The organism is Litoribacter ruber, assembly GCF_018449405.1.
In the GTDB taxonomy this organism is placed as follows: Bacteria; Bacteroidota; Bacteroidia; order Cytophagales; family Cyclobacteriaceae; genus Litoribacter; species Litoribacter ruber.
The window spans coordinates 360,762-385,590 of sequence record NZ_JAHCMY010000003.1 but is presented as its reverse complement, the minus strand read 5'-3'; the positions used below and the strand labels follow the sequence as shown (position 1 = coordinate 385,590).

Genomic DNA, 24,829 nt, shown 5'->3' with positions numbered 1-24,829 from the left:
AATAAGTTACAAGATTAACTAGGATTATCTAGTCAATTTGTACTTTACAAGGATATCTACCAAAGAGATAGAAGCATCCTCCATATCATTAACCAAAGAGTCGATTTTAGCTACGCAATAGTTGTAGAACAACTGAAGGATAATCGCAACGATCAAACCAGCTACTGTAGTCAAAAGGGCGATTTTGATACCACCAGCTACAAGAGATGGGGAGATATCACCAGCTGCCTCAATAGAATCAAATGCACCGATCATACCGATTACAGTACCCATGAAACCAAGCATTGGAGCCAAAGAGATGAAAAGTGAGATCCAAACAAGACCTTTTTCCAATCTACCCATTTCTACTGAACCGTAAGCGATGATGGATTTTTCAACCATATCGATACCTTCAGAGTATCTCATCAAGCCTTGAGTAAAGATAGAGGCAACAGGTCCTTTAGTGTTTCTTGTTACATCTTTAGCAGCTTCGATACCGCCTTGCTCCAAAGCCTCTTCTACTCTTGCCAACAATTTCTTGGTATTGGTAGTAGAAAGGTTCAAAGTGATGATTCTCTCAAGTGCCACAGCAAGACCCAAGATCAAACAGATCAATACTGGAGTCATGAAAGCAGGGTCACCTTCGATAAATTTGTCTTTGATGATTTGGTGAAATCCTCTTTCTTCTTCGACGATTTCATCATCTGTGATAGCTGGGCTGGTTTCTTCAACTTCAGCTTCTTCTTGTACTACTTCAGTAGTGTCGACTACAGCTGTATCTTGATCAACTGCGTCTTGAGCTTTCGAGATCACCGGATTCATAAGAATGCCGGATAGCATGAACAAAGCGATTAACTTTCTCATAATTTGGTTTTTAATAGACTTTAAATAAAGGTTAAACGGTTTCTAATTGTAATGATTTAATTTTAAAGTTATCATTTTTTCTATTCAAATAGCAAAATTTGCTACCATAAATTTCAAAAATAATATCTATTTCCTCCAGTTTGGATTCCTGGCACAAGCTAAAACATCTTTTCTAATATCTTTAAAGCTTTTTATGTAAAAGGAATCTTGGTCAGTTAAGCGGAGGATTTCATTTATGCTATTCTATCAACTTCAACAATGAAACTGGAATAAAGCTAGAAAACATCATTGGGGATAGGAAGCAGAGAGGAAGGGATTCGAACCCTCGATACCCTTTAGGGGTATACACGCTTTCCAGGCGTGCTCCTTCGACCGCTCGGACACCTCTCTGTGTTATTGATCTGCAATCGTGGCAACAAATAAATATATTAATTTGCCCCTATGCAACATTTTTTGAGCTTAATTATTGAAAAAAATGCCTTTAAACCGATTTAGACATTTTACACTAGAATACCTCCCTGATGATCAAGCCCTTAAACAAGCCCGCTATTCTTTGAAAATTCTACCGGTTTTCTTGCCTAATTACTCGTTAACGACATTTCGCCTGCCAGCGGCGTAACCAGCTTCCGACGGATTTCCTTTTCACTGGACTCATTTCCCAATAGGTACATCATTTTGGTCACTGCCGCCTCTGTGGTAATATCCCCTCCACTCAGTACACCCACCCTTTTGAGGTCCTTACTTGTCTCATACCTCCCTTGGATCACACGGCCGCCATTGCATTGGGAAACATTGAAAATGTGGATACCTTTGTCCATGGCCTTTTCAAGGGATTTGATAAACCAATTCTCGCTCGGGCTATTGCCTGAACCATAGGTTTCCAGAATCACCCCTCTCAGCCCCTCTATGTTAAAACAGCTATCCAATACTTTTTGGGTAATGCCTGGGAAAAGCTTTATAACCATAACATTGTTATCCATTTTACTGCTGTAGGTTAGACTCCCCCCTTCTTCAAAGGGTCGAATCGCCGCAAAGTTATAGTCAATCACGATCCCGGACTCGGCAAGGGCTGGATAGTTTTCTGATTCAAAGGCATCAAAGTGGACGCTCTGTACTTTTTTGGACCGGTTGCCCCTGAGCAGCATGTGATTAAAGTACAGGCAAACTTCTGGCACTATTGGATTGCCATTGGCTTTTGATGTGGCAATCTCCAAACTCGTCATCAGGTTTTCCCTGGCATCGGACCGCATGGCAGAGATAGGCAGCTGGGCACCGGTGAATATCACAGGCTTGCGAAGACCTTTTAGCATATAGCTAAGCATAGATGCCGAGTACGCCATGGTATCTGTTCCGTGAAGTACCACAAACCCATCATAAGAGTCGTAGTTTTCATATATAATATAGGCCATGTCCACCCAATGCTGCATGTTCACATTGGAGCTATCAATAGGCTCCGGGAAGGATATCACGGTGATGGCGATATTCATATGGGTGAGCGTAGGGATTTTTTCCAGGATCTGCCCAAAATTAAACGGAACCAAGGCTCCGCTTTCGTCATAGGCCATTCCCAAGGTGCCTCCCGTATATATAATCAGTACGGAGGATTCTATATCGCTTTTGGCTGCAGTATTGAGCCTTACTATCTTATAGTTCATGATTTGATTGGGCTAAAGAGTTTTTCAGTGTTTTTGGTGGTCACTTCAGCTACTTTTTCAAGCGTGTTTTCAGTAAGATCACCTACCCGCTGGGCAATTATGGGAATATATTCGGGCGAATTGCGTTTGCCCCTATACGGAACAGGCGCCAAATACGGCCCATCGGTTTCCAAAATTAAATGCTCTAAGCCAACCTCAGGCAAAACAGCATCCAGCCCCCCATTCTTGAAAGTAGCCACCCCCCCTATGCCCAACAAAAAACCCATGTCCAGGATTTCTTTGGCCTGCTGGAGGTTTCCTGAAAAACAATGGAAGACTCCTTTTAGCCCATCTTTGAACTCCTCCTTCACCACTTGGATCGTCTGGTCAATTGAGTCCCTGCAATGCAGAATTATGGGATAACCTTTCTCAATGGCCCACCTGATTTGAATTCTCAAAGCTTCTTTCTGATGTTCAAAAAATGTTTTGTCCCAATATAAATCCAACCCGATTTCGCCCACTGCGGCAAAAGGGCGCTTTTTAAGCCAATCCTCCATCACATAAAGCTGCTTATCAAAATCCTTATCCACATCACAGGGGTGCAGGCCCATAGTAGGAATGCAGACATCAGGATATTTGTGTTCGGCCTCCAACATGGCATCGATGCTTTCCACATCAATGTTCGGCATATAGATTTTATTTACGCCTTTTTCCAAGCAGCTCGCAATGATTGCGTCCCGGTCATCATCGTACTTTTTGGAATAAATATGGGCGTGGGAATCAACTAGGTACATATAGGTTTATTTTGGGTGATAGACTGGATAGGTTCTCCCCTTCCAGTTTATTTTTGCAGGCCAAAAATAGTACACTATTGTTGACCATGAAATGAATAAATAATAAAATTCAAATAGCAGCAAATTCCCAACGGCCAAATGCCTTTGCGTCTTTCCGGCAAAATGCCTTAAAAATAAGGATTGGATAAATATTTTCATTGCCCAAATACCAACTCCCAGCAGCGGATTGATCCATGTTAAAAAAATGATGGAAGGAAAAAACAGCACTTGAAGGGCTAGTAAAACTTTCCAAATTAAAGTCAACCCCATTGCCCCACGCATCCAGCGCTTCCGTTGTCTTAAAAGCCCCCAATAATCCGCAACCGGCTTGGTTTCCAATAAGCTATTTTGGGAAACCTGATGTATACTTCGGTATCCCAACTGGGACACCGCCTTGGCCAACTCAAAATCTTCCGTTACGGAAAAAGGCAGTTTCTCAAACCCGCCCAATTTTTCATATAAGGACTTTTTGATCAGCATGTTATTGCCCATGGAGGTCACCTTGGTATTTAAGTCAGCAAATACCTTCACCATTCCCAATGTCAGCCACCAATCCATGGCCTGAAGTTTGCCAAATAACTGCCTTCCCTCCACTGCTGTAATACCTGTCACCAAAGACGCGTCAGCTTGCACCGCCGCGCCTACCATCTCCTTGGCCCATCCTGCTCCCACTTTGCAATCAGCATCGGTAAAAAGCAAATACTCCCCATCCGCCAGTTTTGCCATCTGATTCAAGGCATTTGCTTTTCCGTTCATGGTGGAATTGGCTGGGGCTTCATTTATATTTAGAAATAAACAATGACTTTGGGTAGACTGCCACATTTTCATCAATTCCTCCGTGTGGTCTTCCGATCCATCATTACCCAAAATAACCTGAAGATTTTCTGAAGGATAATCCAATTGCTCCAATGCCTCTAGACATGCCTTAATATTGTCCTCCTCATTTCTGGCAGGGATCAGCACCGTTATGTTTGGCCAGCTTGCTGGGGTCTTCCCAAAATAATCTTTGAAATTAAATACCATGCATAGGTACAGCACTAAATCTTGGACAAGTAGAAAAAATACGATCACCTGGGTACCCCACATCATAAGCGATCAAATTCAAACCCTTTATCGCTCAATCGATAAAGCACCTGTTCTAAAATATACGGGGCTTTTTTTACCGTCTTTTCCTGATCATGAAATACCAATACGCTACCGTTTTGGGAGTATTTGACGGTCTTGAGAATACTATTTTCCACAGAAAGACTGGGCGAGTAATCACCCGAAAGCACATCCCACATCACTATCTCATGAAATTGGCCTACTGCCTTCCACTGCCCCTTCTTAATTTTACCGTAAGGAGGACGGAAAAACCTGATTTCCTGCCCCAACACATCTTCCAACACGGCTTTGCCTTGGCGGACGTTTTTCAAATACTTGGGAGTAGTGCACCAGAGCCCGTTGAGGTGGTTATAAGTGTGGTTACCTATTGTATGCCCCTGCGACAGGACCTCCCGTGCCAAAGCTGGATTCTTGTCTACATTATCCCCCACCATGAAAAAAGTTGCCTTGGCCTCAAACTTGTCCAAAACCTCCAAAACGGCATCAGTAGCCTGGGGCACAGGCCCATCATCAAAGGTCAGGTAGATCTTCTGGGTATTTTCATTCTTCCGCCAGATAAATTGGGGAAATGCTTTCTGCAATCTGCGGGGCACCTTGTGAATAAACATGCCGAATGAAATCATTATTTAAACCTCAAACTCATCAAGGTGATATCATCTTGTCGGTTCTTACCATTTGAAAAATTTTGAAGATGATCAAAAAACTGCTCATGGAATAAAACCGGATCCATGCAAAGATTTTCTCTCACATATTCTCCAAACCGCTCATCACCGTACTCCTCATCCTCATCATTGAAGGTCTCCGTAAGACCATCTGTGTATAAATGCAGGGTAAAGCCCTTGAGGTTCTCTCTTTTTCCAACGGTAAGAAAGGGCAGTTCTTCAAAAGCTCCCAAAATAGTAGTACCTGCCTCCAATTGCTCACTTCGGCTTTCGCCTTCCCAGCAGAGAAGAGGCGGATTATGGCCCGCGTTCACATAAGTGAGTTCTTGTGTCTTGTAATTATAATATCCCAAAAAGAAGGTGATAAACCGCTCCCCTTTGGTGTTTTCAAAAATCGTATAATTCAACTGGTGGACGATCATTTCCAAATCTGAGCTACTTCTCAGTAAAGTCCGAAGTGCTGCTTGGAAATTGGACATCAAAAGTGCTGCAGGCATACCCTTACCGCTCACGTCGGCTATACAGAAAAAGACCTCATCTTCTGATTTTTTGACAAAATCATAATAATCGCCACCCACCGTACTGTGCGGCACATAAGTAACCTTGGCCTTCAGTCTATCTGTTTCAGGTAATGATGCGGGAAAAAGCATGCGCTGCACATTGCTGGCGATCTCAATTTCTTTTTTCAATCTTTCCTGTTCCAGCTGCTTTCTTGCAAAACGCTTGTTTTCCAGGGCCACCACCAAAATATTGGTTAGAGCCTGGGTATAATCCATATCCAATTCTCCTCCCTTCCTTTTGAGAAGAAGAATTGCCAGCATTTTATCTTTGTGGTATACTGGAATATAAAAATCCAATTCCGAGAAAGAATACTCTTTCGGCATCACCAAACTTAACTTCCCCATCTCCTTGTTATCCTCTACATCCTTATAGGGGATGAGTTCGGGGATTTTCTCCTTCACCCCATGAGCCACCCTAGATTCAAAACCATCTTGGTTGGCTACATAAAGCACCAAGGATTTGATATTGAGATGTACGAGGGTGGTGAACTTGTAGATATTCAGCAGGACTGACTCAGACTTATTTTCATTAATAGCCTGGGTAATTTCCAACAGAGCTTTGAGTTCAAGCTCTTTTCTTTGAAATTTTACCGTTTCAGCAGTCAGTTCCATAAAAATGTTATTCTCTGGTATTGTGGTACATTAGGCCTTTTTTGGTAGCCAGATAGTAGTAATCACGACCGGCCTTTAAGATATCCGCCTTGTCAAAGATTTCACTGTCAGGCTCGGTCATGCATTTGATATAACCTTTCCCGTAAAGTTTCTGCAAGATAGCCAAAAGCTGTTCATCATCCCAACCCATGGCCTCCTTTAAATAGGCATACGATTGAACAAAATACAGCTCATCCATAAGGTCAAACTCAGCTTCAGACATGTTGTTTTTCATCTTTTACATGGGAAATTATTCTTCTCCCTTTCCAATATAGTGTAGTAAATAAAACCTTCCAAACAATCAGGAGGGTATAGACCGGATGAAATGCGCTTGCTATCAGCAGGGTGGCTTTGGGTAGGTAAGGCAGGTAGTGATTAAGCACCCTTCCTAAATAATAGCAATCAGCCAAGCCTTTGAATATCCAAATTACGAAAAAATATCTTGAATATTCAGACTTTGAGAAAAGTAAAGGAAAAGAAACCAGCAAAATTGCAGAAAAAACAGCCCAAATCATTGGTGGCAATTTTTCTCCCCACGTCTTGCCGACCCCCCATTTGCTGGCCCACCTGGCCCGCTGATTCAGTAAGGCCCCCAGGGATGGGACCGGATTGGTTCTTACCAAAAACTCCTTCTCAGGCTTCCAGCAAATGGCCTCAGCACCGTATTTTTCAGTGATTTTTTTCAATAAAAACTCATCATCTCCACTTAGATAATTTTCATTACCTTCGTACCCCCCCACCTCTTGAAATACGCTTTTCCTATAGCCCATATTTGCAGCACTGCACATGATGGGCCTGCTTTCCGAAAAGCCATAGTTGGTCACCATCAAAATACTGCACCATTCGCCAAGTTCAAACCGCCCAAGCAAGCCCTTGGAGTCGCAAGACAAAACTGGCCCGCAAACCATTTTGACTAGGGGATTCTGAAATTGAGCAGTCATTCTCTCTGCCCAACCTTTTGGTAATTGGCAATCTGCATCCGTAACCAAAATAATCTCGTTACTAGCCAATGTAACGCCTAAGCTAACAGCTGCCTTCTTACCAACACCCTCACTTTTCAAAACCCTCCAGTTGGCAAGTTTTCGCCTTTTTATCTCATCTAGGATAAATTCGGGACCACCGTCGATACTTCCATCGTCGACAAACAAAACCTCGCTTGGGTCATTTTGCTCCAAGCTTTGCAGCAATCCAGGTAGATTTGACCATTCATCGCGAATCGGGATGATGAGGGTTTGCTTTTGCCTAGCAGCCACATCATTCAATTTTGTTGATGGTTTTGGCCACCTGGAAGCCAATAAGGCCAGAATTATTATATAAATACAGATTAAGGCAAAGTAAGAGGCAAGCATGAATTAAAAAATAAGGTTGACCTGAACCGGGTTTGGAATAGATAAAAACATGCATTTATGAAGCGACATCATAGGAATTGCATTAAATTGCGACGATGGCCAAATTAGCGAAATTAAAACCGAAAGAAAAAATCATCCTAGGCATAGATCCCGGCACCAATGTTATGGGGTATGGATTGCTATTGGTTGAAGGAAATAGCTATAAGATTTTGCAGTATGGGGTTATTCACCTGAAGAAGTACGGCACCCATGAACTGAAGCTAAAAAAGATATTTGAGCGGATAACAGGGATCATTGATGAGTTTAATCCTGACACGGTGGCACTAGAAGCACCCTTTTTTGGCCAGAACGTACAGTCTATGTTAAAACTGGGCCGGGCTCAGGGTGTGGCGATGGCCGCGGCCTTGGCCAGGGACATCCCTATCACGGAATATTCCCCTAAAAAAGTAAAGCAATCCGTCACCGGCAATGGTAATGCTTCCAAAGAACAGGTGGCCCAAATGCTGCAAACGCTTCTGAAGATTGAGGAGTTGCCCAAGTTGCTGGACGCCACCGATGCCTTGGGCGTAGCCCTCTGCCACCACTTCCACGAAGGCCGCCTCCAATCCCGCGGCCGCACCGCCGGCTGGAAGTCGTTCCTGGAGGAAAACCCGGATAGAGTGAAGTAAAGGAGAGTTTTTTTCACAGAGTAGCACGGAGTATTTGCACAGAGTTCCACAGTGTTTATACCTGCTTTACTTATTTTTTTATAATGCCACCCGTTTTATCCCGTGCTTCAAAGACTTCACATTAAAATTGAGTAATAATCCTATTTTGCACTCCGTAAGTCTAAGATAGGTCAGGACTTGAGCCAAATGCACATCTTTGAATGCATCGGTTGCTTTGATTTCCACTATCACCTTTCCCTCCACAAGTAGGTCTAGCCGATATCCAGTTTCAATTAGGATATCTCTGTATTTAAGTGGCAAGAGTTTCTGAGCCTCCACCTGAAGTCCTTGCAAGGTAAGCTCGTACAGGAGGCAATCTTCATAAGCCTTTTCCAAGAGTCCCGGTCCTAACTCTGAATGAACCCTATATGCACAGAACAAAACCTTTTCTGTAATTTCATTAATATCCATAAAAAATAGGTTTAGAAAAATTGTAAAAAAAAACTCAGTGTTACTCTGTGCTCCTACTCTGTGTCACTCTGTGAAAAAGAATCCGCAAAGGAGCTCTGTGAAACTCTTGGCTGAACTCAGCGAAACTCTCCGTCCCTTTAAACAGCTCCCTTAATCCGCTCAGCAATCTCGGCTAACTCCTCTTGCTCGAGCTTGAGCTTCGGCCTGGTGAAGTTGATATCGTCCATGGTGCGCAAGGGGACTAGGTGAATATGGACGTGGGGGACCTCAAGACCGATCACAGCTACCCCCACACGGGTACACCTGATGGACTTGTCTATCGCCTTGGCCACCTTCTTGGCAAAAAGGTTGAGTCCGGCAAGCATGTCATCTTCCAGATCAAAGATATAATCAACCTCCTGCTTAGGGACCACGAGTACATGACCTCTTACAAGAGGCTGGATGTCCAAAAATGCGATGTAGTTTTCATCCTCAGCTACAATATGGCCGGGGATCTCTCTGTTTATGATTTTGGTGAATATAGATGCCATAGTTTTTCACAAAAAAATCCCGATTGGGACACAACCGGGATAGGATTTTTAATAATTGATTTCCAATACCTCAAATTCAACCACACCGGCAGGCGCGTTGATCTGGGCGATTTCCCCAACCTTTTTTCCCATCAGGCCTTTTCCAAAAGGAGAAGCCAGTGAGATTTTATTAGCTTTTAGGTCAGCTTCTTCTTCCGACACAAGCGTGTAGGTTACAGTCATACCATTTTTGACATTCTTTATTTTGACAGTGCTCAAGATGCCGACCTTGGAAGTATCCATTTTCGAATTGTCCAATACCCGGGCATTTCCTACTACTTCCTCGAGCTTGGAGATTTTTAGCTCCAAAAGCCCCTGGGCATCTTTGGCGGCATCATACTCCGCATTTTCACTCAAGTCACCCTTGTCGCGGGCCTCGGCGATCTGCTTGGCGATATCCTGCCTGCCTTTGGTCTTCAACTCGTGAAGTTCATCCTTGAGCTTTTTCAAGCCTTCTTCAGTGTAGTATTGTATTTTTCCCATGTCTTTATTTAAGTTACTATGGCTATGAAAAACAAAAAGAACGGTCTCATTGCTGAAACCGCCTTTCCCTAAATTTCTTATTATTTGTATTACAAAGGTATGGTATTAGTAACGTATAAGCAATTTTAAGGTTTAAAAAGAAATATATGCCTTCTCAGGCCCTTATCAAATCCTGAATGACCGGCTGCAGCGCCGCCCGGTCCATCTTGTCCTCGCTCCTTCGGATACCTTTAAACCAAAGCATCAATTTATGAATAAAACTCAGTTTTTGAAAATCTATTTTACCAGGCAGCTTATAATAACCGTTCAAGCCCTCCCTGATCTCCCGGGGAATAAGCATGTAAGCCTGCTTGGATTCCTCTGAACCAGGCTCAGCGCTTCCCACCACCAGGAGGTAGGTTTGCTTTTCGAGCAGCTCACCCCAATGATGCACCATGAAATCCATCGCTCCGACTTTCCCTATATAAATGGAGCTCACTATCACGATCTGTCCGAAATCCCGCAGCCCTGTAGCATCAAAACCCCGAAGATCCCGTATCTCTCCCCTACCTAGGTCCTCCCTTAGCCATTCTGCATAAAGCTTTGAGCTTCCGTATTTGGTATGGTATAAAATTAATGGCTGCATAAATGCTAAAAATAATAAGATAAGCTCAATTTACGATTTTAGAAAGAAAAATTCAAATTCACCAAAACCTGCCTGGGGCGAAGCATGAAACTTTGCTCTCGGATCATAAAGGAGTCCGCAGTAAAGGTCCCGAAATTATTGTTATTGAGGATATTTTGAGCATGCAGGCTCACATCCCACTTGCTTTGGGGGATCCTATATCTATAACGCAAATCCAAAAAACCAGTCAAATCCTTGTTCTCTCCAAACCTGTTGTCATAAACTTCCATTATGACACTCAATAAATGGTTTTCAACAGGAAAGACATCAAGCTCGGCAGTCTGCTTTAATTGTTGTATGCGCCCTAAGCTATTTTCCCCCACAGTGGAATTGATAAAATTAAAATTTGCCTTATATGAAAGATTGACGACAGACTTTGGATTGATATGTAGCTCTAACCCAGGCCCGACTACCTGATAGGCTACCACGGCAAGATCACCATTGATAATCTGTTCTCTTGTGCGGTGTTGAAAAAGTCCCGTGAGGATAATGTTGGTAAATAACAAAGGCATGTACTTACTACTCCGAAGGTTTAAGGAATGAGTCTCACCACTGTTTTGCAAATCCAAAGTGCGGTAGACAATCTCCCCAGAGGCCCCCACCTGATTTTCCGTGATGGTATTGAAATCCATAAATGCATAAGTGTAGTTAAAGTTAGCGAAAAATGAATTTATGGGATCTCTATAGTTTAAATGGTAGGCCAGACTATGATCCACTACTTCAGGAACGGCTGTAGCCTGCTGTCGGAAAGTTCTAAAATTCCGTAGGATAAAACCATAATGCAAATCCTGAACACCCTTGAAGTCATTTTTCCTTTTAAGCCTCACTACCGAATTCCACTTTCCGGTAAAATCATATTTCATAAAAAGCTGGGGCTCGAAGATCATCCTTCCCATCTGAAGGCCCTGATGGGCTACTGGATCCTTCACCTGAACATTGAGATAGCTCATCGGGATATCAAATGAAAAGTTAAATGACTCCTGCTTCAGGGTAAATTTCGATTTGAGGTAAGTCCTGACCTGTTGATAGCTAATATCATTTACGTATGGAAAGGGCTGCACCGCCTCTTCGCTTCCCTCCCTAGTACTCAAACTGCTTTCCATCACATCCAGCTGGTATAACAGGCCCGCATTTCCACTATAGGTCCAGCCTTTTCCCAAACCTTTGGTCAGGCCTATGGAATTATTGAGGAAGAAAGTTTGGGATTCAAGATTTTGAACCAGCCTTTCAAATGAAACGCCCTCTGTCAATTGCTGCTCAAAGCCTCCAGGGGAAATCGACAGACTTTGGTTTGCCCGTCTAAAGGTGACGTCAGATCTGACGTCCACAAGTTGTCTTCCCACAGGTTTTAGGGTGTGAAACTTATTGGAAATAGACACCAATGGGAGGTTGGCTTTTTGGTTTCGCTTAATTTCATTTAAATGGGTCAGTCCTAATTCCACATTATTTTGGACATTTAATTGAAGTCTATTTTTTATATAGCCTTTCTTTTCATTTTTGATCCAGGACAGTTCAGCCTCCAGATCCCTTCTCACGTACCGGTTATGATGATCCTCTTGGATACTAACAGTATCCATAGGAAGGAAGAATGCCGTACGGACTTGACCGTTCTGCCGCTGACTGTCATGCAAATAAGAGACATTCGTCCTGAACTCTATCTTGTTTGCATTACGTTTAAGCACATTGGCAGAAAACAGATGGCTTTCATTGAATAGGAACCTTTCTTTATGAAGATTTGGAACAAACAGGTCAGGGATCCCAAACCAAGGCTTAAAACCAGCTAGACTTCCCACGTTTTCCTTCAAATCATCCAAAGTCAATACTTCCAATTCCTCAGCGATATCCTTACCGGAATTGTTGGATTGCACCGTATTGATCATTTGCAGGTTATTTCGGAACACCATGGGGCTGAATTTACCCTCCCACAATAGAGGGGAGGCCCCTACTCCCACATCCCCTGTCCCTACCCATACATTTTTTCTCTTCAGTTTTAAGTTTAAAGACGCCCTATCAGAAAATACCAGACTGTCAAGCACCCGCAAAGGTTGATGGTTCTCCAGCACCTGCACAGACTCTACGGCATCTGCAGGCAGGTTTTTGTTAGCAAGATTATATTTCCCCTCCAGCAGGTCCATTCCATCTATGTAGAACTTGTGAATACCCCTTCCTTCATACAATATCCTTCCATTATCCAGCACTTCAATTCCTGGAAGCCGTTTCAGGATATCGGCTATCACCCGGTCATTTGGTGTAGCAAATCCTTCTACGGAATAACTAATCGTGTCATTTTTTGCGGTGATAGGATTTTTAATAGATTTCAGGGTGAATTCAGGAATTTCCTGCATAGCTTCCTCTACTTCTACCAAAATCTGTTGGGACACATTGGAAACCACCATCTGATACTCTTGAATCGTTAAAGATCTAAATTCAATTAAAAGACTATCTGACTCCGATTGTATCTGAATTAAAAATTGCCCCTTATCATCAGTCACCCCAAAAGTCATGGTGTTTTTGCCTTCAGGATCCTTAACTAAAACATTGACACCAAATACAGGTATATTTTGTTGTTTGTATAAGACCTTTCCCGATAAAATTGCCTGTCCATAAATTTGTGGTATGAACCCTAAGATAAAAATTACAGATATAATAACGGTTCTTATAATCATATTATTAAACAATCAGGGTGAACCCGGTCTAAATATCTATATTGATTTTTCTTTCACTTTTTAGTAATTAAAAAAATTACTCAGCGTGGACCCCTATTATTAACTCATAAAATCACTAAAAACAGAATACTTCGTCGCAACTAATTTATGGTCTTACTATCTGTCTTAAATTTTAGATATTAATTTTGTTAGAATTTTTTAGCCAAGAATCTATTTACTCTAAAACTTTTTTCATAACTTAATTTACTTCAATAAAATTACTCTTTCTCCGGAACCTCTCATCAACCTGCCTAGCAAGTTCAATATCTCGAACCTCCATATTTGATTGTGATAATTTCTGAGAAGCCTGTAAATGAAACTCCTTTCTTAATCTTAAAAATTGTTTTTCTGAGGCAACAATTGGTTTTTTAACTAAATAAGGTTCTAAGGAAGACTTAATCCCTTTCTTAATCTTGTAAAGATTAAAGGCATAATGTCCTTGAGAATCTTTAACCTCAATAACTAACCCTGGCAAACCTCCAAAAACATATGGTCCATCATTTAAAGGTAAATCTTCTGAAAACCACGCCTCCCATACCCTACCACCATAGAGAGCCTTGGCTTTCTGAACAGTAAAACCCATTAAGGTTTTCTTATCTCCAGTTATTTCCCACTCCAAACCAGACATATCCTTTTCATATACGTAATGGTCAGGTATAATTTTATCATAAACCTTTATCGACCTTGTATTTTTAACTATTTGAAAATCAAAATTAGAATTTGGATATTGTTTTTTTAATTCAAAAAATTCTTTTGGAGTAGTCCCACTAGATGAATGTGCTTGAATTAATGAGTCTTGCAAATATTTATTATAACTTTTAAACAATGATTGCTGTTCTCCTACCAAAAGCACCATAAATTCTGTTTTCGGGCTTTCCATACTCAAGGTATCATCAACATAAACCAACTGATAATAAACAGCCATATTTGATGAAGAAAGAGTCGGCTCCACAGCAAAATAAGCTAACAATAAATGAATTATAAATGTAAACATCATAAAAACCTTCAATTATGGTGAAAACCTAACAGCACAGAGTGCTGCTAGGTTAAATAGCAAAATTTATGGAGCTGGATCTATTGATGAATCTCCTCCACAGCCAAGAATTTGCTCCCACTCACCGTGTTGCTCATTCATCTCCTCTAAAGTATCACCGCAGACCATGACATTTACGCCACAAGCTGTCGCATCCACACAGGATTGAAACTCATCTTCATAAGAAGAAGCATAAGTTAAGCCGATACCCAAAAATAAACAAAGGTAAAACATGATTGACTTTTTCATTTTTTTAAAGAATTATATGGTTAAAATTATTAAAGGCTAAAAAGCGGCCACCTATAACCTATNTAAGCCGATACCCAAAAATAAACAAAGGTAAAACATGATTGACTTTTTCATTTTTTTAAAGAATTATATGGTTAAAATTATTAAAGGCTAAAAAGCGGCCACCTATAACCTATGCCCAAGAAAGAAAGAAAGAAAGAAAGAAAGAAAGAAAGAAAGAAGCAAACATTTCGTTAAAAAAAATTAAAATTAGTTTAAATAAAAAGGTACAATTATTACTTACCCTCTAAATGATAATCATAACAAACTATCCCCAAAACCCAAAAAACACCGAATTTAAACGTTCATCCCCATCTTACCATAATATTCCAAAATCACTCTATTGAGATGACTCCCTAAAAGTACCTAATTGCTTGTCAATTCAAATGACACAGATCAGTCCGCTGTCCCCTTACCGCCCGTCCTTCTTCCATGCAATCCCATAACCCTCCCTCTAATTAATGATGCTTCCAACCAGGGGGCAGAAAGGCGAAAATAAATTCTAAAGCATTTCTTCTCTGCGACGAGGCTCTGTGAAACTCCTTTTAAACCTCTATCTTAACTCTGTGTACCCTTTCTCTTTTTTTACCAAGCTATCCCATAATCCTCCCCGTGGTTGCTGCTGCCTCCCCAGAAGGTGCCGTGCTTCCAGTCAAACCATATTGCGTTGATTGGCCCGCTGGTCCTTTCTTGGAAATCCATCTTGTAGCCCCGCTTCTTTAGCTCGTTCCTTACCCATGGAGGTGTTTGGGTGCTGAGGGAAATGGCTCCAGGTTTGCTTTCATGTGCGCCGAAAGAGGACTGCATCTGGTAACTGTTGATGTTGGCAGCCTCGGCGGCTTCCTGTACAGTCATGTCAAACTCCACCACGTTGAGGAAAAACTGCAACAGGTTCTGGTCCTGCGTATCGCCACCCTGAACGGCAAAGGACAAAAACGGCCTGCCGTCCTTTAAGGCCATGCTTGGCGTAAGGGTCACCCGTGGACGCTTGCCAGGCTCCAGCACATTAAAAGGATTCAGCTTCTCGTTCAGCACAAAGCTCTGCATCCTCTGGCTCAAGCCTATGCCGGTCTCACCGGCGATGACAGCCGGCACCCAGCCCCCACTCGGCGTGATGGAAACTACCCAACCCTCTGCATCGGCTGCCTGTACGGTAGTCGTGCCCAATAAGAATTCTTCCAAAAACGGATCTTCTAATCCCGAAATGGGATTTTCTGGCTCGAAATAACTCAATGCATCTTTTCTTTTTTCCAATAAGTCCTTAAATGGATTGGTTCCACCTTGGAAAGGATAAGGATCACCTGGCCCAATATCCTCCACATTTCTTTCCTGAATCAGTTTGGCTCTTTCTTTGGCATATTGCTTTGAAAGAAGCCCCTCCATAGGGCTAGCCTGTCCAAAATCAGGGTCTCCATAATAAAAATCCCTATCGGCAAAAGCCAGGCTCATGGTCTGATAGATTGTGTTAATATAATTGGCGGAGTTGTAACCCATTTTCTTTAGGTCAAAATTCTCCAGAATATTTAATGACTGCAGTAAAGCCGGCCCTTGCGTCCACTCTCTCAATTTGAAAACATCAATACCTTTGTAATTCACATGCAGAGGATCCTCGATTTTGACCTGCCAGTTGGCCAGGTCTTCCATCTCGAACAATCCTCCCTGCTCCTTCACGCTTCGCACGATTTCCTCTGCAATGTCGCCGGTATAAAACCTATCATAGGCCAACTGCAGGGCTTCCTTGCGGCTCTTGCCTTCAGACAAGGCCTTTTGCTCCGTATCTACCAGTTTTTTGAGTGTATTGTAAAGGTCTTCCTGCACGAATATTTCCCCGGCATGCGGCGCCTCCCGCTCCTCTCCCATATGCGGAAGAAAAACCGCTTTGGAATAAGGCCATTCCTTTACCTTATCCTTGTTGGACTCGATCTGGTTGGCCGTTTGCGCCTCGATGGGGTAGCCTTGGGCCATCTGCATGGCTGGTTCTAAAACATCCTTAAGGCTCAACGTCCCATATTCCGCCAGCATGGTGATTATTCCTCCAAAGGTTCCGGGCGTGGTTGCCGCCAATGGGCCAAAGGCAGGCGGATACTCCATGTCGTTATCCTTGAAATAATCAACCGTTGCTCCGGAAGGAGCCACACCAAGGGCATTGATACCGAATACCTTTTTCTGGCCCGGATGGTAGATCAGCGCCTGGGTCTCCCCTCCCCAGCTGAGCACATCCCACATCGTGCAGGTCGCCGCCAGCATGGCACAGGCCGCATCCACGGCGTTACCCCCCTTCTGGAAGGTCATGGCCCCAGCGGTGGCTGCCAAAGGTTTGCCCGTGATGGCCACCCAGTTTTTACCGTGCAAAACAGGCTTTTGGGTGGTTTGGGCTAATACATTTTGAGAAACAACAATTAAGAGTGCAGCTAAAATTTTCTTCATAATCCTATTTTAGGAAAGGTGATTGATATAAATAAAACAAGCTATCTATTCGGTAGCCTCCGGCCAAAGGGGCTCATAGCCCTCATACAATGAATTATAAAAGCTAAATACCTTATAGAGGCCATTGTTTTCGCCAAGGTTTATCCGGTTAGCATCGATAAAGCCCTCCACCTCCTGCTCTTTATCATCAAAAATCTTCAAAAGTTTTTTCTTCTTTCGGGGCACTTCCAAAACCTGCTTGTCTTTGACAAAATAGTAAATGTTTTTCTTTTTGATCTCATCATCCTTATTCCCAATCATCAGCGCGGTATTATAATTGGCCCTTTTCAAGGTAGTCACCGTGCGCCGAACCAGGGGCAATTCACCATCTACCAAGATTTCAAAAAAGCCGGAAATAGGTACCCCTTGGTCCAAAAACTCCATCCCATTCACAAAATATCTGGGCACCTGATGCACGGAATCAATCCAAACCAAATTGTGGACGCGTAGGCCCGGAATGGTTTTTACCTGATCGCTATTGGGGGCAATGGCTTCAAATTGATGGCTCTCGATATTATAGCGAACCAAGTGGTCGGTTAAAATCTGATCATTTTTATAAAGCATGAGCGTGGATTTGTTCCACTTGGGGTCCAGGTAAAAATTGCCCAGTACTCGCTTAGGCTCATCTGGAATACCATACACCATATTTCCCCCTACAAAATTGGGACGATTGATTAACGTTTCTTGAATATTGGTGGCCCGGATGGTTTTCTGCAAGCCTTCAGTCTGGCAAAATGCCTGGGTGACAAAACTTATAAAAATCAAGAAACTGAATAAAGCCTTTTTCATATCTCATTCATTTTCATCTAAATATAAGACTTCTGTGTAAAAAGTAATAATTCAACTTTTAATATATAGTGAACTAATGACAGATAGCTTATTAGTTCCTTCTTGTATAACACCCCTTCACCAACACGAATCACCAACAACACAATCCTTTGTTAATCAAAACTTTAAAGCAACACCCAAACTTAGCCACTCCGTATCCACTCCGATTCCACTTTGTACCCTCTCCGTACCCACTCCGTATTTTGACGGAGAGGATGCAGTGGGGATTTGGAGTAAAAATGGGATGGAAACGGAAAGGTTTGCTATCTGAGTAAAGTTGATATTAGGTAGGAATTACTTAAAAAATCTATGTATCAGAAATGGGACTAGCTCCATTGTAGGCTAATGGATAAAGCAAAAGCTTAGGGGAAGGCTTTGGCTATCTTTTCAACTAGCACTTTGTTGATTTTTTCGTAAGATTGGTGGGTCCAGCCTGCCACATGAGGTGAAAAAATGACGTTGTCACGCTCGGCAAGTTTATCAAAGGACAGTTTCTGGGCGTGAGTCATGTTGCCAAATTTTTCGTTTTCCAATACATCTAGTACGGCTCCTTTGAATATTTTCTCCTGAAGGGCCTCATTCAAAGTATCAAAACTGATTAGTTCTCCCCTAGCCGTATTGATGAAATAGATGGGTTTTTGAAATCTGCCCAAAAAGGTGATATCCAAGAAACCCCTAGTCTCGGAAGTTAAAGGGATATGCAGACTTAAAATGTCGGCTTTTTCGAAAATCGCCTCCCAACCCGCTTCAGCAGCATATTGATCGCCATAATCGGTTCTATATTTATCATAGGCCAGCACATGTACTCCAAATCCACTTAGACGCTTTGCAAAAGACTGGCCCATGTTGCCGTATCCGATGATGCCGACTGTTTTGCCGGCCAATTCTTCCCCTCTATTTTCTTCCCTCCGCCAGATTCCTTTGCGGACCTGCTGGTCAGACCGGTTGTAATGGTTAAAAAGGGCCAAAAGCATACCCACGGCATGCTCCCCTACCGCATCCCGGTTGCCTTCGGGTGCATGGAATAACTGAATGCCTCGGGCTTCTAAAAAATCAATGTCAATATTATCAAGGCCGGCTCCTGCCCTGGCTATAAATTTAAGGTTGCCCCCCTTTTCCAGCAGCTCTCGATCCATTTTTGTTTTTGATCTAATGATCAATCCTTCATAGCCACCCACAACTTCCATTATGCCCTTGCGGTCTATTTCTGGCTTATAATCCACTGCATGCCCCAATTTTTCCAAAAGGGGCACAATACTATTGTGCATTTCGTCTATGATCAAAATCCTCATAACAGATCGTTTTATTTTAAACCTCCCTCATCTTGCCGTTAAAAAGCCTTGTTCGACCTCTTTTTTACTTTGTGCCCTTCGTGGCCAATTTTATCCTGATACCCTCATCGGACATCCGACATCTGTCATCCTACAAATTCAACAACAACATCGCCACTCCAAAATACACTGCCAAGCCAAGCAGGTCATTTGCCGTAGTAATAAAAGGGCCTGAGGCAATGGCTGGGTTTACTCCAAATCGATTTAACAAAATGGGAGTTACGGTCCCCATAAAGGATGCCAGCAAAACCACGCAGAACATGGCCAGCCCAATGGTAACTCCAAAAATAAACTCATGTTTGTAGACAAAAACCACCACAGCCAGCACAAAACCTCCCAACACTACACCGTTGACCAAGGCTATTAGAAAGCCCTTGATGAATCTTTGCCAAGGGGTATCGCTGAACACCGATTTTGCGGCAAGCGTCTGGACTACCAGGGAGGAGGACTGAATGCCCACGTTACCGCCGGTAGCTGCCACCAAAGGAATGAATGAAGCCAATGCGATGACTTTCTGAAGACCATCTTCGAAGAAATCTATTATTCCGGCCCCCATCAGCCCACCTACCACACCGATAAGCAACCAAGGAAGCCGAGCTTTGGCGATCCTGAAAATACTATCGCTTTCCTCCACATCATCCGAAAGACCCGTCATGGCCTGAATATCTTCCTCTGATTGCTCCCGGATCACATCGAGGATATCATCAATGGTAATCCTTCCAACAAGCTTATTCTTGACATTTACCACAGGAATGGATTCCAAATCGTATTTTCTCATAATTTCCGCCACCTCTTCCTGCCTCATATGGGTAGGCACAGATATTTGGTCATCCTCAAAAATATCCGCAATCTTGGTATCGGCTGCCGAAAGAATGATCCTCTTCAGGCTGACCCTTCCCAAAAGCCTTTCTTTATTATCCACTACATATATGGAGTAGATTTTCTCAACATTTTCAGCCTGGCGTCGGATCTCATTGATCGTCTGCACCACCGTCCAATTTTGGTTGGCCTTGATAAATTCCTTGGCCATGAGTCCCCCTGCGCTATCCTCATCATAGCGCAAAAGGTCCAGAATGTGGGCAGACTTCTCCTTCTCCTGAAGGTGGCTGATTACATCCTCCCGCTCATTAACCCCGAGTTGGTTGAGTATATCTACCGCATCATCGGAGTCCATGTGGTCGATAAGAGCAGCGAGCTCGGTATGCTCCATGGATGTAATGATCTTGAATTGATCATCTTCATCAAGCTCAATTAAGATATCAGCGGCAAGCTCATCATCAAGCACCCGAAGCACGTACAAAGCCTCCTGCATGTCAAGCTCATCCAGCAAGGCCGCCACATCGGCCTCGTTGGCGCCTTCCATGGATTCCTTGATGAACACCTTGTCTTCGGCTTCTATAGCCTGGCGGAGTTGCTCCAGGTATTCTTTTGAGAGCTCGAATAGTTTTATTTGTTCCAAGTTGCTTGAATTTGGTTCGTTAAAAATACAAAGTCCTGCACGCCTAGTTGCTCAGCGCGCTTGTCCAGCAAGGACATCTCCCTCACTTCTTCGGCCAGTCCCATTGATTTGAGGGCATTCCGCAGGGTTTTTCGGCGAGTGGAAAACGCCTGTTTAACCACCCTGAAAAACATCTTCTCGTCACAATCCAACTTTTTGGTTTCATTCCTTTTTAGCCTAATTACCCCGCTGTTCACTTTTGGCGGAGGATTAAAGACCCCGGGAGGCACCGAAAAAAGATATTCTATATCATAAAAGGCCTGCAACAGCACGCTTAAAATCCCATAATCCTTATTTCCAGGAGGGGAAGCAATCCGCTGGGCCACCTCTTTTTGAAGCATACACACCACCTCAGGCACCTTGTGGCGGTCCTCCAGTACTTTGAAAAATATCTGTGAAGAAATGTTGTAAGGGAAATTCCCCACTACTGCATAGTCCCCTTCAATTACCTTTCCAAAATCATGTTTTAAGAAATCTGCCTCAATAATCTTTTCTCCCAACTGGGGATATTTTTTGTGCAGATAGGCAATGGACTCGGTATCCACATCGACCAGGTACAGGTCCCAAGGCTCCTGCAGCAGAAAATCCGTCAGAACCCCCATCCCGGGACCGATTTCGAGCACTTTTTTCACTCCCCTGTGACCGGTCATGCCTTTGGCTATTTTTTCGGCAATCCCCAAGTCGGTAAGGAAATGTTGGCCCAGGTGCTTTTTAGGTTTGACTTTATCCATCTTAATTTCTCTGATAAAAATTCGTTAAATTGCGTGTCAAAATTAAGATATTATATGTTAACTGCCATAAGTTTAAAAAAGAGCCTTGATAATCCCACTGCTCTCCAAGGTGTAATTTACCTTTCAAAGGAGGGAGATCTGGAACATTATGCCTTTAAAGAAAAGGAAAAAGCCTTCCTCAAAGACATGCTATTTTCCAAAAACAAGGAACAGTTAACTTTCACAAACGGGACCCATCAACTATTAATTTTTAAGCAGAAAGAAAGCTCTTCTGAAACCTACAAGGCAGAATATGCCAGAAGAGCTGGTGCTAAAGCTTGGGGGTTTTTGAAGGACCTGGATGCGGCAGTGGCATACGGTCTGGGAGAAAATGTCAGCCTTGCGCCCTTTCTGGAAGGCTGCATGCTTGCCTCCTATTCTTTTCAAAAGTATAAGACCGAAAAAAAGACTTTCCCCTCCACTCTTGAGGTAGTCGCTAACGGACTCTCCCAACAGGAGGCCGATTTTCTACAGTTATCCATCAACGCAACTTTTGTAGCCCGTACCTTGGTCAATGAGCCAGCCATATTTTTAACGGCTCCCCAGCTTTCTGAGGAGATTGAAGCCTTGGGAAAAGAATATGGGTTCGAAACGGAGATTTTCGACGAAACCCGGATCGCCTCACTAAAAATGGCCGGACTGCTTGCTGTCAATGCAGGAAGTGAATTGCCTCCTACTTTCAGCATCATGTGCCACCGCCCCGATAAGCCTATAAATGACAAACCCATAGTATTGGTGGGCAAAGGGGTGGTTTACGACACAGGTGGATTGAGCTTGAAACCCACGGCAAATTCAATGGACCTGATGAAGTCCGACATGGCTGGAGCCGCCACGGTGGTGGGCACCATGTGTGCTGTTGCCAAACTTAACCTCCCCATAGAAGTTATCGGACTGATCCCCGCTACGGACAACCGCCCCGGATACAATGCCGTCACCCCTGGAGATGTAATTGAGTATCCCAATGGCAAAACCGTAGAAATTCTCAATACAGATGCCGAAGGCAGGTTAATTTTGGCTGATGCCCTTATCTTTGCGCAGAAATACAATCCGGGACTGGTTATAGATGTGGCCACACTTACCGGAGCGGCCATGGCTGCAATTGGCAAGGAAGGTGCGGTGATGATGGGTACGGCATCGCAGGAATGGAAATCCCAGCTTCAGCAGGCCGGAGAAACCACTTGCGAAAGATTGGTGGAATTCCCGATTTGGGAAGAGTACGATGAGCAATTAAAATCAAACATTGCCGACATTACAAACCTTGGCGGTCCGACCGGCGGGGCGATCACTGCCGGGAAGTTTTTACAACATTTTATAGATTTTGAATGGATACACTTGGATATAGCCGGCCCCGCCTATTCCAAATCCTCCGACAGCTACAAGCCGGCGGGTGGAAGCGGATTTGGCGTGAGGCTGCTGACCAGGTTTTTATCAAATTATACCCAAAGCACTAAATGAGCAACAGGAAAAACAAGCCCATCATTGGGATTACGATAGGAGATATTAACGGCATCAGTGCCGAAGTGACCATGAAAGCCCTTTTGGACAACAGGCTTCAAAAGCTCATTACGCCTGTAATTTATGCTCACGGCAAGGCCATCACCTATTACCGCAAGCAATTGCAGCTGGATGATTTTAATTTCATGCAGATCAAGAGCGTGGACGAAATCCACCACAAGAAAATCAACGTGATCAACGTCGTGGAAGAATGCCCCGAGGTAATTCCAGGCGTGGAAACCATGGAAGCGGGCAAAATGGCCATTGCCGCTATAGACCAAGCCATTGAGGATATGAAGGCCAACAAAATCCAGGCGATGGTAACTGCCCCACTGAACAAAAACAACATTAACAGCGAGGAGTTGAGCTTTGTGGGCCATACGGAATACCTTACACAGGCTTTTGAGGCGAAAGACAGCATGATGTTTATGGTGTCGGACGACTTGAGGGTTGGACTTGTTTCTGGTCATGTCGCTCTAAAAGATGTGCCGGCACAGATTACACAGAAGAGAATCCAAGAGAAGCTTCAGATCATGATCAAGTCCCTTCAGGATGATTATGGTATCAATAAGCCAAAAATTGCCGTACTGGGACTTAACCCGCATGCAGGGGAAGATGGTTTGTTGGGTGCTGAAGAGGAAGAAATCATCAAACCCGCCATTCGTGCATTTAAGGACAAAGGCGAAATGGTATTTGGACCCTATCCATCTGATGGATTTTTTGGAATGATGCATTTCAAGAAGTTTGACGGGATTTTGGCCATGTACCATGATCAAGGCTTGATTCCTTTCAAGACCCTAGCGTTTGAGACCGGCGTCAACTTTACGGCTGGCCTGCCTTTTGTGCGAACTTCTCCCGATCATGGCACTGCCTATAACATCGCCGGGAAGAACGTAGCCGATGAAGGCTCCATGCGTTCAGCCATCTTTTGTGCCTATGATATTATCAGACAGAAGGGTGACTGGGAAGAGGAGGACTAAAATAAATACGGTTCAGTTTTAGTTTTTAAAAATACTTCACTAAATTTGCGGTCTTAAATTAGAAGGAGGAAGCGTGAAATTCTTTAAAGATTACGATATTGAAGTCATCAAACTTAAAGAAGGGAAGCATGAATTCTCTTTTCCAGTTACCGATGAGTTCTTCAAGCACTTTGAGGAAAACGAAATTGTAAGCAAGGGGAATTTGACTGCTTTGGTTACTTTATCCAAGGAAGCTAATTTAATAGACGCGATATTTGACATTAAGGGAAGCGTGGAGCTTACCTGCGACCGGAGTCTAGAGCTCTTTGACCATCCACTGGAAACTACCCAGCGAGTAAGGTACAAATACGGTCCAGAGGAAGCGGAAATCAATGAAGAGATTTTCATGATTACCCGCGACACCCCCAAAATCAATGTTGCGCAATTGATATATGAATTTATAATATTAGCGATCCCGGCCAAGAAAGTCCATCCGGACCATGTGTATGAAATGGATGAAGATGATTTTGAAGCAGAGGGTGAGCTGGTATACAGTTCCGGCGATGTTGAAGACGAGCCGTCTGAGCAAGACGAGGAGTCATCGGAATCCGAGGAAAATACAGATCCCAGATGGGAAGCGCTTAAAAATTTAAAGAAAAAAGATTAATCTAAAAATTGCATAGAGATGGCACATCCTAAACGAAAAATTTCGAAAACCAGAAGAGATAAGCGAAGAACGCATTACAAGTTGACCGCTCCTGGATTGGCACAATGCCCAACCACTGGTGAATTCCACCTTCCTCACAGAGCTTACTGGTTGGACGGCAAGCTTTATCACAAAGGTCAAGTGATCATGGAAAAAGAAGTATTGGCATAAGCCATATACACAACATACTACAAAAACCATCTGAATTCCAGGTGGTTTTTTTTCTTTTATATAGCTTCATGAATAGTTGTTTCTGGCCTCCAAAAAGCATTTTTCACTAT

The 24,829-nt window shown here is 43.2% G+C and carries 25 protein-coding genes and 1 tRNA gene; 5 read left to right on the top strand and 21 right to left on the bottom strand.

Going from position 1 to position 24,829, the window contains the following annotated elements; translation table 11 throughout:
- Positions 1 to 24: 24 nt before the first annotated feature.
- The 9 genes from KI659_RS08810 to KI659_RS08770 all read right to left on the bottom strand — a co-directional run bounded on the left by KI659_RS08810 (position 25) and on the right by KI659_RS08770 (position 7,540).
- The gene (locus tag KI659_RS08810; protein ID WP_213944959.1) at positions 25 to 843 is read right to left on the bottom strand and encodes a MotA/TolQ/ExbB proton channel family protein; all 819 of its coding nucleotides are present in this window, start codon (positions 841 to 843) and stop codon (positions 25 to 27) included.
- A 302-nt stretch (positions 844 to 1,145) separates the two neighbouring features.
- Positions 1,146 to 1,233: transfer RNA gene (locus tag KI659_RS08805), tRNA-Ser, on the bottom strand.
- A 188-nt stretch (positions 1,234 to 1,421) separates the two neighbouring features.
- Positions 1,422 to 2,498, bottom strand: a complete 1,077-nt coding sequence (locus KI659_RS08800) for an asparaginase (RefSeq protein ID WP_213944958.1) — start codon at positions 2,496 to 2,498, stop codon at positions 1,422 to 1,424.
- Positions 2,495 to 3,271, bottom strand: a complete 777-nt coding sequence (locus tag KI659_RS08795; protein ID WP_213944957.1) for a TatD family hydrolase — start codon at positions 3,269 to 3,271, stop codon at positions 2,495 to 2,497. The genes KI659_RS08800 and KI659_RS08795 overlap by 4 nt, the downstream gene beginning before the upstream one ends.
- A 6-nt stretch (positions 3,272 to 3,277) precedes the next feature.
- Positions 3,278 to 4,399: a glycosyltransferase gene (locus KI659_RS08790; RefSeq protein ID WP_213944956.1), complete on the bottom strand. Its 1,122-nt coding sequence runs from the start codon at positions 4,397 to 4,399 to the stop codon at positions 3,278 to 3,280.
- The gene (locus KI659_RS08785) at positions 4,396 to 5,037 is read right to left on the bottom strand and encodes a polysaccharide deacetylase family protein (protein WP_246535337.1); all 642 of its coding nucleotides are present in this window, start codon (positions 5,035 to 5,037) and stop codon (positions 4,396 to 4,398) included. The genes KI659_RS08790 and KI659_RS08785 overlap by 4 nt, the downstream gene beginning before the upstream one ends.
- Entirely contained in the window at positions 5,037 to 6,242 is a 1,206-nt protein-coding gene (locus tag KI659_RS08780; RefSeq protein ID WP_213944991.1) for a PP2C family protein-serine/threonine phosphatase, read from the bottom strand. Before KI659_RS08780 ends, KI659_RS08785 begins: the two co-directional genes overlap by 1 nt.
- Before the next feature lie 13 nt (positions 6,243 to 6,255).
- A complete protein-coding gene (locus tag KI659_RS08775) occupies positions 6,256 to 6,522 on the bottom strand; it encodes a hypothetical protein (RefSeq protein WP_317194932.1) in 267 nt (88 codons plus the stop codon).
- Positions 6,503 to 7,540 (bottom strand): glycosyltransferase, encoded by a 1,038-nt coding sequence (locus tag KI659_RS08770; RefSeq protein WP_213944955.1) that lies wholly within the window; start codon positions 7,538 to 7,540, stop codon positions 6,503 to 6,505. The genes KI659_RS08775 and KI659_RS08770 overlap by 20 nt, the downstream gene beginning before the upstream one ends.
- A gap of 191 nt (positions 7,541 to 7,731) precedes the next feature.
- Here KI659_RS08770 and ruvC point away from each other — a divergent pair, with 191 nt between their 5' ends.
- A complete protein-coding gene (ruvC, locus tag KI659_RS08765; RefSeq protein WP_213944954.1) occupies positions 7,732 to 8,304 on the top strand; it encodes a crossover junction endodeoxyribonuclease RuvC in 573 nt (190 codons plus the stop codon).
- Positions 8,305 to 8,382: 78 nt separating this feature from the next.
- On the opposite strand, the gene KI659_RS08760 is transcribed toward ruvC, so the two are convergent.
- The 12 genes from KI659_RS08760 to rsmA all read right to left on the bottom strand — a co-directional run bounded on the left by KI659_RS08760 (position 8,383) and on the right by rsmA (position 21,350).
- Positions 8,383 to 8,754, bottom strand: coding sequence for a GxxExxY protein (locus KI659_RS08760; protein WP_213944953.1), 372 nt, complete (start codon positions 8,752 to 8,754; stop codon positions 8,383 to 8,385).
- 137 nt (positions 8,755 to 8,891) lie between these two features.
- Positions 8,892 to 9,284: an HIT family protein gene (locus KI659_RS08755; RefSeq protein ID WP_213944952.1), complete on the bottom strand. Its 393-nt coding sequence runs from the start codon at positions 9,282 to 9,284 to the stop codon at positions 8,892 to 8,894.
- A 48-nt stretch (positions 9,285 to 9,332) separates the two neighbouring features.
- Positions 9,333 to 9,806: a transcription elongation factor GreA gene (greA, locus tag KI659_RS08750; protein ID WP_213944951.1), complete on the bottom strand. Its 474-nt coding sequence runs from the start codon at positions 9,804 to 9,806 to the stop codon at positions 9,333 to 9,335.
- Positions 9,807 to 9,960: 154 nt separating this feature from the next.
- The gene (locus KI659_RS08745) at positions 9,961 to 10,431 is read right to left on the bottom strand and encodes a flavodoxin domain-containing protein (RefSeq protein ID WP_213944950.1); all 471 of its coding nucleotides are present in this window, start codon (positions 10,429 to 10,431) and stop codon (positions 9,961 to 9,963) included.
- Positions 10,432 to 10,469: 38 nt separating this feature from the next.
- The gene (locus KI659_RS08740; RefSeq protein WP_213944949.1) at positions 10,470 to 13,136 is read right to left on the bottom strand and encodes a peptidase associated/transthyretin-like domain-containing protein; all 2,667 of its coding nucleotides are present in this window, start codon (positions 13,134 to 13,136) and stop codon (positions 10,470 to 10,472) included.
- A gap of 238 nt (positions 13,137 to 13,374) precedes the next feature.
- Positions 13,375 to 14,172 carry a GLPGLI family protein gene (locus KI659_RS08735; protein ID WP_213944948.1) on the bottom strand — a complete coding sequence of 266 codons (798 nt, stop codon included), beginning with the start codon at positions 14,170 to 14,172 and terminating at the stop codon, positions 13,375 to 13,377.
- 63 nt (positions 14,173 to 14,235) lie between these two features.
- Positions 14,236 to 14,457 carry a hypothetical protein gene (locus KI659_RS08730; protein ID WP_213944947.1) on the bottom strand — a complete coding sequence of 74 codons (222 nt, stop codon included), beginning with the start codon at positions 14,455 to 14,457 and terminating at the stop codon, positions 14,236 to 14,238.
- A gap of 624 nt (positions 14,458 to 15,081) precedes the next feature.
- Entirely contained in the window at positions 15,082 to 16,923 is a 1,842-nt protein-coding gene (locus KI659_RS08725; protein WP_213944946.1) for a gamma-glutamyltransferase family protein, read from the bottom strand.
- Between the two features lie 45 nt (positions 16,924 to 16,968).
- Positions 16,969 to 17,751 (bottom strand): hypothetical protein, encoded by a 783-nt coding sequence (locus KI659_RS08720; RefSeq protein WP_213944945.1) that lies wholly within the window; start codon positions 17,749 to 17,751, stop codon positions 16,969 to 16,971.
- Between the two features lie 401 nt (positions 17,752 to 18,152).
- Positions 18,153 to 19,082, bottom strand: coding sequence for a 2-hydroxyacid dehydrogenase (locus KI659_RS08715; RefSeq protein ID WP_213944944.1), 930 nt, complete (start codon positions 19,080 to 19,082; stop codon positions 18,153 to 18,155).
- A gap of 130 nt (positions 19,083 to 19,212) precedes the next feature.
- Entirely contained in the window at positions 19,213 to 20,580 is a 1,368-nt protein-coding gene (gene mgtE, locus KI659_RS08710; RefSeq protein ID WP_213944943.1) for a magnesium transporter, read from the bottom strand.
- Complete coding sequence (gene rsmA / locus KI659_RS08705; RefSeq protein WP_213944942.1) at positions 20,568 to 21,350, bottom strand: 16S rRNA (adenine(1518)-N(6)/adenine(1519)-N(6))-dimethyltransferase RsmA; 783 nt, start codon at positions 21,348 to 21,350, stop codon at positions 20,568 to 20,570. Before rsmA ends, mgtE begins: the two co-directional genes overlap by 13 nt.
- A gap of 54 nt (positions 21,351 to 21,404) precedes the next feature.
- Here rsmA and KI659_RS08700 point away from each other — a divergent pair, with 54 nt between their 5' ends.
- From KI659_RS08700 to rpmF, 4 genes are all read left to right on the top strand, one after another.
- Complete coding sequence (locus KI659_RS08700) at positions 21,405 to 22,844, top strand: leucyl aminopeptidase family protein (RefSeq protein ID WP_213944941.1); 1,440 nt, start codon at positions 21,405 to 21,407, stop codon at positions 22,842 to 22,844.
- Positions 22,841 to 23,863: a 4-hydroxythreonine-4-phosphate dehydrogenase PdxA gene (pdxA, locus tag KI659_RS08695; protein WP_213944940.1), complete on the top strand. Its 1,023-nt coding sequence runs from the start codon at positions 22,841 to 22,843 to the stop codon at positions 23,861 to 23,863. Before KI659_RS08700 ends, pdxA begins: the two co-directional genes overlap by 4 nt.
- Positions 23,864 to 23,936: 73 nt before the next feature.
- On the top strand, positions 23,937 to 24,509 hold the full coding sequence (locus KI659_RS08690; protein ID WP_213944939.1) for a YceD family protein: 573 nt from the start codon (positions 23,937 to 23,939) through the stop codon (positions 24,507 to 24,509).
- Positions 24,510 to 24,527: 18 nt separating this feature from the next.
- A complete protein-coding gene (rpmF, locus tag KI659_RS08685) occupies positions 24,528 to 24,719 on the top strand; it encodes a 50S ribosomal protein L32 (protein WP_143962228.1) in 192 nt (63 codons plus the stop codon).
- The last annotated feature ends 110 nt before the right edge of the window (positions 24,720 to 24,829 follow it).

Bases quoted from the DNA above. Each gene is read 5' to 3' on its own strand.
- KI659_RS08810 (WP_213944959.1), bottom strand. From the start codon at position 843: ATGAGAAAGTTAATCGCTTTGTTCATGCTATCCGGCATTCTTATGAAT.
- KI659_RS08800 (WP_213944958.1), bottom strand. From the start codon at position 2,498: ATGAACTATAAGATAGTAAGGCTCAATACTGCAGCCAAAAGCGATATA.
- KI659_RS08795 (WP_213944957.1), bottom strand. From the start codon at position 3,271: ATGTACCTAGTTGATTCCCACGCCCATATTTATTCCAAAAAGTACGAT.
- KI659_RS08790 (WP_213944956.1), bottom strand. From the start codon at position 4,399: ATGATGTGGGGTACCCAGGTGATCGTATTTTTTCTACTTGTCCAAGAT.
- KI659_RS08785 (WP_246535337.1), bottom strand. From the start codon at position 5,037: ATGATTTCATTCGGCATGTTTATTCACAAGGTGCCCCGCAGATTGCAG.
- KI659_RS08775 (WP_317194932.1), bottom strand. From the start codon at position 6,522: ATGAAAAACAACATGTCTGAAGCTGAGTTTGACCTTATGGATGAGCTG.
- ruvC (WP_213944954.1), top strand. From the start codon at position 7,732: ATGGCCAAATTAGCGAAATTAAAACCGAAAGAAAAAATCATCCTAGGC.
- KI659_RS08760 (WP_213944953.1), bottom strand. From the start codon at position 8,754: ATGGATATTAATGAAATTACAGAAAAGGTTTTGTTCTGTGCATATAGG.
- KI659_RS08755 (WP_213944952.1), bottom strand. From the start codon at position 9,284: ATGGCATCTATATTCACCAAAATCATAAACAGAGAGATCCCCGGCCAT.
- greA (WP_213944951.1), bottom strand. From the start codon at position 9,806: ATGGGAAAAATACAATACTACACTGAAGAAGGCTTGAAAAAGCTCAAG.
- KI659_RS08745 (WP_213944950.1), bottom strand. From the start codon at position 10,431: ATGCAGCCATTAATTTTATACCATACCAAATACGGAAGCTCAAAGCTT.
- KI659_RS08740 (WP_213944949.1), bottom strand. From the start codon at position 13,136: ATGATTATAAGAACCGTTATTATATCTGTAATTTTTATCTTAGGGTTC.
- KI659_RS08735 (WP_213944948.1), bottom strand. From the start codon at position 14,172: ATGATGTTTACATTTATAATTCATTTATTGTTAGCTTATTTTGCTGTG.
- KI659_RS08730 (WP_213944947.1), bottom strand. From the start codon at position 14,457: ATGAAAAAGTCAATCATGTTTTACCTTTGTTTATTTTTGGGTATCGGC.
- KI659_RS08725 (WP_213944946.1), bottom strand. From the start codon at position 16,923: ATGAAGAAAATTTTAGCTGCACTCTTAATTGTTGTTTCTCAAAATGTA.
- KI659_RS08720 (WP_213944945.1), bottom strand. From the start codon at position 17,751: ATGAAAAAGGCTTTATTCAGTTTCTTGATTTTTATAAGTTTTGTCACC.
- KI659_RS08715 (WP_213944944.1), bottom strand. From the start codon at position 19,082: ATGAGGATTTTGATCATAGACGAAATGCACAATAGTATTGTGCCCCTT.
- rsmA (WP_213944942.1), bottom strand. From the start codon at position 21,350: ATGGATAAAGTCAAACCTAAAAAGCACCTGGGCCAACATTTCCTTACC.
- KI659_RS08700 (WP_213944941.1), top strand. From the start codon at position 21,405: ATGTTAACTGCCATAAGTTTAAAAAAGAGCCTTGATAATCCCACTGCT.
- pdxA (WP_213944940.1), top strand. From the start codon at position 22,841: ATGAGCAACAGGAAAAACAAGCCCATCATTGGGATTACGATAGGAGAT.
- rpmF (WP_143962228.1), top strand. From the start codon at position 24,528: ATGGCACATCCTAAACGAAAAATTTCGAAAACCAGAAGAGATAAGCGA.